Annotated in this window: 10 protein-coding genes; 3 read left to right on the top strand and 7 right to left on the bottom strand. The window is 70.6% G+C overall.

Annotation, left to right across the window (positions count from 1 at the left end):
• The 6 genes from E7Z54_RS22765 to ileS form a co-directional block, all read right to left on the bottom strand.
• Window positions 1-406, bottom strand: a 406-nt coding sequence (locus E7Z54_RS22765) for a M17 family peptidase N-terminal domain-containing protein (RefSeq protein WP_276606261.1), incomplete at its 3' end; no start/stop codon positions are given.
• Window positions 407-513: 107 nt separating this feature from the next.
• Complete coding sequence (locus E7Z54_RS22760; protein ID WP_136437014.1) at window positions 514-681, bottom strand: DUF3117 domain-containing protein; 168 nt, start codon at window positions 679-681, stop codon at window positions 514-516.
• 105 nt (window positions 682-786) lie between these two features.
• Entirely contained in the window at window positions 787-1,080 is a 294-nt protein-coding gene (locus E7Z54_RS22755) for a DivIVA domain-containing protein (RefSeq protein ID WP_240769857.1), read from the bottom strand.
• 27 nt (window positions 1,081-1,107) lie between these two features.
• Window positions 1,108-1,836, bottom strand: a complete 729-nt coding sequence (locus E7Z54_RS22750; RefSeq protein ID WP_136437013.1) for a TIGR00730 family Rossman fold protein — start codon at window positions 1,834-1,836, stop codon at window positions 1,108-1,110.
• Window positions 1,833-2,924 (bottom strand): succinyl-diaminopimelate desuccinylase, encoded by a 1,092-nt coding sequence (dapE, locus tag E7Z54_RS22745; protein ID WP_136437012.1) that lies wholly within the window; start codon window positions 2,922-2,924, stop codon window positions 1,833-1,835. Before dapE ends, E7Z54_RS22750 begins: the two co-directional genes overlap by 4 nt.
• Window positions 2,925-2,948: 24 nt before the next feature.
• Entirely contained in the window at window positions 2,949-6,227 is a 3,279-nt protein-coding gene (ileS, locus tag E7Z54_RS22740) for an isoleucine--tRNA ligase (RefSeq protein WP_136437011.1), read from the bottom strand.
• Between the two features lie 321 nt (window positions 6,228-6,548).
• On the opposite strand from ileS, the gene E7Z54_RS22735 reads away from it, so the two are divergent.
• From E7Z54_RS22735 to E7Z54_RS24290, 3 genes are read left to right on the top strand one after another with little or no spacing between them, the layout of a single operon-like run.
• Window positions 6,549-7,370 carry a thioesterase family protein gene (locus E7Z54_RS22735; protein WP_168798470.1) on the top strand — a complete coding sequence of 274 codons (822 nt, stop codon included), beginning with the start codon at window positions 6,549-6,551 and terminating at the stop codon, window positions 7,368-7,370.
• Window positions 7,371-7,381: 11 nt separating this feature from the next.
• On the top strand, window positions 7,382-8,332 hold the full coding sequence (dapD, locus tag E7Z54_RS22730) for a 2,3,4,5-tetrahydropyridine-2,6-dicarboxylate N-succinyltransferase (RefSeq protein ID WP_136437009.1): 951 nt from the start codon (window positions 7,382-7,384) through the stop codon (window positions 8,330-8,332).
• Window positions 8,333-8,371: 39 nt separating this feature from the next.
• Complete coding sequence (locus tag E7Z54_RS24290; RefSeq protein ID WP_136437008.1) at window positions 8,372-9,331, top strand: hypothetical protein; 960 nt, start codon at window positions 8,372-8,374, stop codon at window positions 9,329-9,331.
• 9 nt (window positions 9,332-9,340) lie between these two features.
• On the opposite strand, the gene E7Z54_RS23650 is transcribed toward E7Z54_RS24290, so the two are convergent.
• The coding region (locus tag E7Z54_RS23650) for a hypothetical protein (RefSeq protein WP_206056481.1) at window positions 9,341-10,064 on the bottom strand (724 nt) is incomplete at its 5' end.

Genomic DNA, 10,064 nt, shown 5'->3' with positions numbered 1-10,064 from the left:
AACCGCCGAGCATCGTGCCTGCGACGAACGCCTCGACCAGCTCGCGGCCGTCGGGCAGGTCGACGCCGGCGACGGCCGGCAGTGAGGTGGCGACGGCCGCGCGGTCGCGGGTCGCCCGCGCCAGCGCTGCTCCGGCACGACGCAGGTCGATCGGACGGGCCTCGCCGACGCCGATCAACAGCACCAGGCGCAGGTCGGGGTTGCTGGACGTACCGGCAGGGACCGGCATCGAGGCGATCTCGGCGGTGGCACCGGTGAGACCGTGCAGCTCCGCCACGCCGACGAGGTCGACGTCGAGCTGCTCGTTCAGCTCCGCGGCGCCGGGACCGAGCAGCACCGGGACGTCATCGTCTCCCGGGAGGACCGGCAGCGCGACGACCTCGACGCCCTTGATGGCGCCGGGCATGAGATCGCTGAGTGCGAACTGAGGTGGTGAGGCCTGACTCGGCAGGACCGGCCCCGAGGGACCGGTCGCTGATGAGCCGCGGGATGCAGCGCGTCGAGCCGGAGGGGTCACCCGACCACGTTCTTGAGGGCGTCGCCGAGGGAGGACGCCTCCTCAGCGTTGAGCTCGACGACGAGTCGGCCGCCGCCCTCGAGCGGGACGCGCATGACGATGCCGCGACCCTCCTTGGTGACCTCGAGCGGACCGTCACCGGTCCGAGGCTTCATCGCCGCCATGCGGCACCCCTCTTCCACTACCTGCAGGTTGTCGCGCGCGCAGTGCACTCGACTGTGCGCTGCACCATTATCGCCCATGCCGCGCAAACAACGCAGCCGTGGCCCCTAGGGCGCGTCTTCCTCCTCCACGTCGAGGCCATGCCGGGGCGACTCCATCTCCGCCGCGAGCCGGGTCAGCAGAGCATCCACCTCCGACATGCGGTAGCCCCGGAACGCCAGCGAGAATCGGACTCTGCGGAGGTCGTCGGGCCCGATCGGACGGTCCTGGGGCACGACGGCATCGGGTCGGTCGACGTACACCGGGGTGATCGGTTCGCCCCTCCCGGCGGCGAGCATGGCGACCACGCCCATCGCGAGCACGATGAGGACGGCGAAGACCCACATCATCGTCTGCGGCATCCCTCTGTCTCCGGCCTCTAGCCCGACTCAGCCGTGCCGCTCGCGCGCGGCGACCATCAGCGCGACGGCCTCGTCGACATCGTCGGTGAGGGTGAGCATGTCGATGTCGGACTGCTTGATGCGGGCGTCCTCCAGCATCGATCCCCGCATCCAGTCCAGCAGGCCGCTCCAGTGCTCGACGCCCATCAGCACGATCGGGAACTGGGTGATCTTCAGCGTCTGCGCGAGCGTCATGGCCTCGAAGAGCTCGTCGAGCGTCCCCAGTCCGCCGGGCAGCACGATGTACCCCTGGGAGTACTTCACGAACATCATCTTGCGGACGAAGAAGTAGCGGAAGTTGAGCCCGAAGGTGACGTAGTCGTTGAGCTTCACCTCCCACGGCAGCTCGATGCCGAGGCCGATGCTCTCCCCGCCGGCCTCCGTCGCACCCTTGTTGGCGGCCTCCATCGCACCCGGCCCACCGCCGGTGATCACGGTGAACCCGGCCCGCGCCAGGCCGGAGCCGACCTTCTCGCCGATCGCGTAGGCCGGGTGGGTCGCCGAGATCCGCGCCGAGCCGAAGACCGAGATCGCGGGGCCGATCTCGGCGAGGTCGTTGAACCCCTCGACGAACTCGGCCTGGATCTTGAGCACCCGCCAGGGGTCGGTGTGCACCCAGTTGCTGTCCCCGCGGCTGTCGAGCAGCCGCTGGTCCGTCGTCGACCCCGGCGGTCGGCCCGCGCTCGGCTTCGGACCGGCTCCGGTGCGCCTCGTCATGCCTTCTCCTCCTGCAGCCATCGCCGCAACTGCTGCTCACATCGCTCGATCTGTGCCACCTCGACGTGCTCCTCCTGCTTGTGGGCCAGGATCGGGTCACCGGGACCGTAGTTGACCGCCGGGACACCGAGGGTGGTGAACCGGGCGACGTCGGTCCAGCCGAACTTCGGGTTGACCGTGCCCCCGACGGCCTCGATGAACGCCTTCGCGGCCGGCCGGTCGAGCCCCGGGAGTGCACCCGGGGCGGAGTCGGTGACGGTGACGTCGTACCCCTCGAAGAACTCGCGGACGAAGGTCAGCGCCTCGTCCTCCGAACGGTCGGGGGCGAACCGGAAGTTCACCGCCACCACGCACTCGTCGGGGATCACGTTCCCGGCCACGCCACCGCGGATGGCGACCGCGTTGAGGCCCTCGTGGTACTCGAGCCCGTCGATGACCGGCTTGCGGGCGACGTACTCGTTGAGGCGCGCGAGCACGTCGGCGGCGGCGTGGATCGCGTTCACGCCGCGCCAGCTACGTGCGGAGTGGGCGCGCTCGCCACGGGTGCGGACGTCGACCCGCAGGGTGCCCTGGCAGCCGGCCTCGACCATCGCGTTCGACGGCTCCATGAGCACCGCGAAGTCGGCGATGAGCAGGTCCGGGTCGGACTCGCTCAGCAGCCGAAGGCCGTTGAACTCCGAGTCGATCTCCTCGCAGTCGTAGAGCACGAACGTGAGGTCGTGGACCGGCTCGGTGACCGTGGCTGCGAGCCGCAGGATGACGGCGTCGCCGCCCTTCATGTCGCACGTGCCCAGTCCGTGCAGCAGCCCGGTCGCCGCGTCGAGCCGAGCGGGCAGGTTGGCGTTGACCGGCACCGTGTCGAGGTGGCCGGCGATGACCACCCGCTCGGGCCGGCCGAGCTCGGTCCGCGCCACGACCGTGTTGCCGCGGCGCGTGACCGCGAGGTGCGGCAGCGCGCGCAGCGCGGTCTCGACCGCGTCGGCGATCACCTGCTCGTTGCGGCTGACCGACTCGATGTCGACCAGCTGACGGGTGAGGGACACCGCGTCGTCGGTCAGGTCGAGCCGGGGTACGGCGCTGGCAGTCACGGTCACAGTCAACCAGCCGGGCGTTCAGGCCCGGCGGACACTCACTGCCGCCTTCTCGCCGTCGCCGACCGCGACCTCACTGGTGCCGGCAGAATCGACCATCCCGGAGGTCCCGTCCACCACGGAGTACGACGTCGCGAGGGTCTCCCCCGCGATCAGCGCCTCGTGGGCACGGGCCGCGGCTCGCACCGCCTCGGAACCCGACACCGAGAGCTCGATCCGGTCGGTCACGTCGAGGCCCGCATCACGGCGCGCCTGCTGGATCGCGCGAACCAGGTCCCTGGCCAGGCCCTCCTCGGCGAGCGCCGGCGTGACGACGGTGTCGAGAACCACGAACCCGCCACCCGGGAGCATGCCCGTCTCGGCACCCTCGGCCGCGGAGCCGACCAGGGTCTCGAGCGTGTACTCCCCCTCGACCAGCGCCAGCCCGCCTGCCGTGACCGTGCCGTCGTCCGCCACCGACCAGTCTCCGGACTTCGATCCCTTGATCGCGGTCTGGACGTCCTTGCCCAGGCGCGGGCCTGCCACGCGGGCGTTGACGGTGAGCCTCTGCTCCACGCCGTAGCCCGCAGCCTCCTCCGACTCGGCAGCGAGCAGCCTCACCGCCTTCACGTTGACCTCGTCGGCGACGATCGCGGTGAACGGCTCGAGCGCGGCAGGGTCGTTGACGACCACGGTCAGCTCGGCCAACGGGAGCCGGTTCCGGAGCTTCGCGGCCTTGCGGAGCGCGGACGTTGCAGAGCAGACCTCGCGCACCTGGTCCATCGCGGCGACGAGCGCGGTGCTGGCGGAGTCCCCGGGCAGCTCTGACACGTCGGGCCAGTCGGCGAGGTGCACCGACCTGCCTCCGGTCAGTCCCCGCCAGATCTCCTCGGTGGTCAGCGGCAGCAGCGGCGCGACCGCGCGGCACACCACGTCGAGCACCGCGGCGAGGGTCTCGAAGGCCTCGGCCCTGCCCTCCCAGAACCGCTCCCGCGAGCGCCGGACGTACCAGTTGGTGAGCACGTCGAGGAACGACCGTGTCGTCTCGCAGGCATCCGCGATCGCGTACGCGTCGAGCTCGACGGTCATCCGCTCGACGTACTGCCTCGTCTTGGCGAGCAGGTACCGGTCGAGCGGGTCCCTGCTGCCCAGCGACTCCGAGGAGCCCAGCTTCGCCTCGTACCCCTCGGCGTTGGCGTAGAGCGCGAAGAAGTACCACGTGTTCCAGAGCGGGATCATCACCTGGCGCACCGCGTCGCGGATGCCCTGCTCGGTGACGACGAGGTTGCCGCCGCGCAGGATCGGGCTGGCCATGAGGAACCAGCGCATGGCGTCGGCACCGTCGCGGTCGAAGACATCCGACACGTCGGGATAGTTGCGCAGCGACTTCGACATCTTGTTGCCGTCGGAGCCGAGCACGATGCCGTGGCTGATGCACGAGGAGAACGCGGGCTTGTCGAACAGCGCCGTGGCCAGCACATGCAGCGTGTAGAACCAGCCGCGGGTCTGGCCGATGTACTCGACGATGAAGTCGGCCGGGAAGTGCGCCTCCTTAGAGCCGTCCTCGGCGCCCGCGAACCACTCCGCGTTGTCGAAGGGGTAGTGGACCTGAGCGAAGCTCATCGAGCCCGAGTCGAACCACACGTCGAGCACGTCGGCGACGCGGCGCATGGTCGACCGCCCGGTCGGGTCGTCGGGGTTGGGCCGGGTCAGGTCGTCGACCCAGGGCCGGTGCAGGTCCGGCTCGCCCTGGGCGTTGACGGGCAGCCGTCCGAAGTCGCGCTCGATCTCCTGGAAGGACCCGTAGACGTCGATCCGCGGGTAGGCCGGGTCGTCGCTCTTCCACACCGGCACCGGGCTCCCCCAGAACCGGTTGCGGGTGATCGACCAGTCGCGGGCGTTCTCGAGCCACCGACCGAACTGGCCGTCCTTGATGTGCTCGGGGACCCAGCGGATCTGCTGGTTGAGCTCGCCCATCCGATCCTTGAACTTCGTGACCTCGACGAACCAGGACTCGACGCCCTTGTAGATCAGGGGCTCACGGCAGCGCCAGCAGTGAGGGTAGGAGTGGGTGTAGGTCTCGCGTCGCAGGAGGACGGTGCCCGGCGTGACGGAGCCGCCGCGGCGCTTGAGGTCGTCGGTGATGTGCGGGTTCGCGTCGAACACCAGCATTCCGGCGTACTCGTCGACCGGGTGGGTGAACCGTCCGTCCTTGCCGACCGGCATCACCGGATCGATCTTCTCGCGGTCGGTGACCTCCTTGTCGACCTCACCGAACGCGCCTGCGCTGTGCACGAGGCCGGTGCCGTCCGTGGTCGTGACGGCCTCGTCGGCGGGTACGACGCGGAACGCGTTCCGGTGACCCTCGAAGTAGCTGAAGGGTGGGGTGTAGGTGAGCCCGACCAGATCGGCACCCTTGCCGCGCCACACGATGTTCGGCTCCTCGCCGAGCTCGCGGGCGTAGGACGCCAGCCGCGCCTCGGCCAGGATGAACCGGTCGACGCCGTACTCCTCGACCATCACGTAGTCGATCTCGGATCCCACCATGACCGCGAGGTTGCTCGGCAGGGTCCAGGGGGTGGTGGTCCAGACGAGGAGCTTCGCGCCTGCGAACGGGCCGTCGGTCTCCACCGCGAATCCCACCGTCACCGAGGGGTCCTGGCGGTCCTGGTAGACGTCGTCATCCATCCGCAGCTCGTGGTTGGACAGCGGGGTCTCGTCGTTCCAGCAGTACGGCAGCACTCGGAAGCCCTCGTAGACCAGTCCCTTGTCGAAGAGACTCTTGAAGGCCCACAGCACGGACTCCATGAACTCGGGGTTCATGGTCTTGTAGTCGTTGTCGAAGTCCACCCAGCGCGCCTGGCGGGTGACGTAGTCGCGCCACTCGCCGGTGTACTTGAGCACCGACGCCCGGCAGGCGTCGTTGAACCTGTCGATGCCCATCTCGACGATCTCGTCGGTGGTCTTGATCCCGTTGAGGCGCATCGCCTCGAGCTCCGCGGGAAGGCCGTGGGTGTCCCAGCCGAAGCGGCGCTCCACACGCTTGCCGCGCATCGTCTGGTAGCGGGGCACGATGTCCTTGACGTAACCCGTCAGCAGGTGTCCGTAGTGCGGGAGGCCGTTGGCGAACGGGGGGCCGTCGAAGAAGACGAACTCGTTCTCCCCGCGCTCGCCGGGGTCGCGCTGGTCGACGGACGCGCGGAACGTGTCGTCCTCGGCCCAGTAGGCCAGGACCCGCTCCTCCAGCTCGGGGAAGCGCGGTGAGGAGGGCACGCCGAGCTTGTCGGCGGTCGGGTCGGTGGTGACCTTCGGATAGGTCATCGGGCTTCGGTCTCCTGCTGTCGGCTCTGCGTGATTTCGGTGGTCTGTCGAAACCTCGCAGGGACGATCCGAGGACCGCGGTACCACCCTGCTTGCGACCTCCGAGGAGGCCGCCTCTCTTCACGGCTGTGACGGGCCTACCCGCCGGGTTCTACTCGCCTCTGCTCTCGCTCGGACTTTCTTCCCGGGGCTCGCCGCTGATGACGGCTCGAGCGCCTCTGCCCACAGGGTACGGCGCCGGCGACCGGGGCGCGAATCAGATCGCCCGCCATCACCCGACCTCGGGGAGCAGGCTCACCCGAGGTCCGGCACGATGAGGCCGTGCGCCACCTCCTCGACGACGCCGTCGCCTCGGTCCGAACCGGCGGCCGCGGCCACCGCGTCCAGGTCACCGCCGACTGGAACACCGCCAACAACACCCCCAACGGCGGCTACGTCCAGGCCCTGATCCTGCAGGCGGTGCTGCAGGAGTCTCACCACCCGGACCCGCTCAGCGTCTCGATCACCTACTTCCGGCCCGCCTCGCCCGGCGGCGCCGACATCGACATCCGGGAGGTCCGCGTCGGCCGCCGCGTGTCGACGTACGACGCCGTGCTGACGCAGGAGGGCAGGGAGATCGCGCACGCAGTGGTCAGCACCCACGACTGGGACGCCGCCGGCACCGTCGAGCACACGCCGCACGGGGCGCCCGATGTGCCGAAGCCGGAGGACTGCCACGACCTGGGCGCGCTGATCCCCGTGGGCATGCCGATCCTCGACCGGTACACCTATCGGGCGCCGGAGGTGACCGGTTGGCTGACCGGCGAGCCGACGGGGACCACCGAGTCGCTGTGCTGGATCCGCGCCGCCGACGAGCGGCCGGTCGACGCCCTGCTCGCCGGAGCCATGGTCGACGCGTTCCCGCCGGTGACCGCGGAGATCGGCCACCTGGCGTCCGCGACGATCCAGCTCACGGTTCAGTTCCGTCGCCGGCCCGAGACGGTGTGGGCCCTCGGCCACGTGGTGACCCGGCACGTGATCGCCGGCTACCACGACGAGGACGTCGAGCTGTGGGACGAGCAGGGCCGCCTGATCGCGCTGAGCCGGCAGCTCGCCATCCTGGCCGAGGGCGCCGCCTCCCGGCCCGCGGCGGTTGACGCATAGAATCCCCACACGTGACTGCCGCATGGGGCTTCGGCCTGACCACCGTCTACTCCGGCACCGACGGGAACGACGTCGTTCTCGACACCTGGTTCCCCTCCCCCGCGCTGGGTGAGAAGCCGGCCGCCGCCGAGGCTCCGGCGGAGCTGCTCGCGCTCGAGGGCGCCGACGAGGCGCGCGGCGTCACTCGCACGGTCAACCTGGTGGAGATCCCCGATCTCGACGCGGCGCCGAGCAGCACGGTCGAGGTCTGGCTGCGACTGCACCTGCTGTCGACGCGCCTGGTGCGGCCCCACGGACAGAACCTCGACGGTGTCTTCGGCCTGCTCACCAACGTGGTGTGGACCTCCGCGGGCCCGTGTGCGACCGAGGGCTTCGAGCTCACCCGCGCCCGCCTCCGCGCCGCGGGCCAGCACGTCACCGTGCACGGGGTGGACAAGTTCCCGCGTCTGGTCGACTACGTCATGCCGTCCGGTGTGCGGATCGCGGACGCCGACCGGGTCCGCCTCGGCGCGCACCTCGCCGAAGGCACCACCGTGATGCACGAGGGCTTCGTGAACTTCAACGCCGGCACGCTGGGGACCTCGATGGTCGAGGGCCGGATCTCCGCGGGCGTGGTGGTCGGCGACGGCTCCGACATCGGCGGCGGCGCCTCGATCATGGGCACCCTGTCGGGTGGCGGCAAGGAGATCGTCTCCATCGGGCAGCGCTGCCTGCTCGGCGCCAACGCCGGCATCGGCATCTCGCTCGGAGACGACTGCGTGGTCGAGGCGGGCTGCTACGTCACCGCCGGCACGAAGGTCACCGTGCTCGAGCCCGGCAAGGAGTCACGCGTCGTCAAGGCTCGCGACCTGTCGGGTGCCAGCAACGTCCTGTTCCGCCGCAACTCCATCTCCGGCGCGATCGAGGCGGTGCCGTGGCAGGGCGAGGGCATCGCCCTGAACGCCGCGCTGCACGCCAACTGAGCGAGCCGACATCACCAGCACTCCCGCACACTTGGTGCCGTGAAGAAGCGAGCAGTGGCGGCCCTCGTCGGCGTCGTCGTGCTCGCGACGGTCGTCGCGGTCGGCATCGCCGTCCTCAAGGTGACCGACACGTTCGTCGGCGGCCCTGACGGTGACTGCACGGCCACAGTCGGGGGCCACACCGTCGAGATCACCGGCGAGCAGGCCGAGAATGCGTCGCTGATCGCGGCGATCGCCGTACGACGCGGCCTACCGGCGCGCGCCGCCTCCATCGCGCTCGCGACGGCCTTCCAGGAGTCGAAGCTCCGCAACATCGACTACGGCGACCGCGACTCGGTGGGCCTTTTCCAGCAGCGCCCGTCCCAGGGCTGGGGCAGCCGAGAGAGGATCCTCGACCCGGTCTACGCGACGAACGCGTTCTACGACGCGCTGGTCGATGTCGACGGCTACGAGGGCATGGAGATCACCGTCGCCGCGCAGCGCGTGCAGCGCTCTGCGTTCCCCGACGCCTACGCCGACCACGAGGCCGACGGGCGCGCCCTGGCATCCGCCCTGACCGGACAGTCGCCCGCCACCTTCACCTGCGACCTCGACGGCGGCGCTCCGTCGGCCGATGAGGATCTCACGGGGACCGGGCTCACGCCTCGGGCGGAGGCCTCGCGCAAGGACCTGCTGGAGCGCTTCGGCGGGTTGGCACTCGGCGGCTTCGCGCCCGACGGCGTCAGCAGCGGCCACATGGAGGGCTCCGCCCACTACGAGGGCCGCGCGATCGACGTGTTCGTCCGCCCGATCAGCGCCGCGAACAACACGAAGGGATGGGCGGTCGCCCATTACCTCGTTGCCAACGCTGCACGCCTCGACGTGCGCACGGTCATCTTCGACGACCGGATCTGGACCGCCGGCCGCGAGGGATGGCGCGACTACGATCCTCCGAGCCGGTCGGGTGACGTCGCCATCCTCGAGCACCGGGACCACGTGCACATGGACGTGTTCCGCTGACGCTGCTGTTCAGCGTGGGTCGACCTGCCATTCCAGCGGGGTGACCGGGTCCGGCCGGTAGCTGCAGCCCGTCCCGGTCCGCACCGCCCCGTCGAGGTGCGCACCGAGCTCGGGCAGCTGTTCGGAGATCCGGGCGATCGCGTACCGCAGCGAGCGAGTGACGCTCGTCCGGGCGCGCTCCACGGTGCCGCCGGCCGTCCGGGCCCGCCCCGCCAGGCCGACGGCACCGGCGAGCTCGGCCAGCAGGTAGTCCCGATCCCGTTCGGCGAGGATCCGGCGCGCCTCGTCGTTGTCGCGCTCGGCCTCGACGAGGTCCTCCTCGACATCGCTCAGGCGCCGCCGGTACGCCGCCCGCGCCTCCTCGTCGATGACCGGCAGCCCCGCCGCGACCACCCCGGCGCCGGCCAGGTCGAGGACATGCAGCTCCCGGCCGGGCTGGGCGAGGAGACGCGCCAGGAGCTGGATGCCCTTGAGGTCCGGAACGTGCGCCTCGACCCCGCGGAAGCCGATCCGCCACCGGTCGCCGTCCCGCACCAGCGTCGCGCTGGCGGGACCGGCCGGACCGGCCGCCACCGTCACATCCGCAGCGGAAGAGAGCAGCTCGGCGACCGCTGCCGCCTGTCGGACCGCCCCGAAGGCGGTGAACGAGGTCGCTGCGGCCTGCCACTCCATCCGGGCCAGGTCCTCGTCGCCGGCGGCCCGGTGCGCCCGGCCGAGTACGACGCGCGCGGTC

The organism is Nocardioides sp. (genome assembly GCF_004803405.1).
Lineage (GTDB): Bacteria > Actinomycetota > Actinomycetes > Propionibacteriales > Nocardioidaceae > Nocardioides > Nocardioides vastitatis.
The sequence above is the reverse complement of the archived record's forward strand: the minus strand, read 5'-3'. Positions and strand labels throughout refer to the sequence as shown.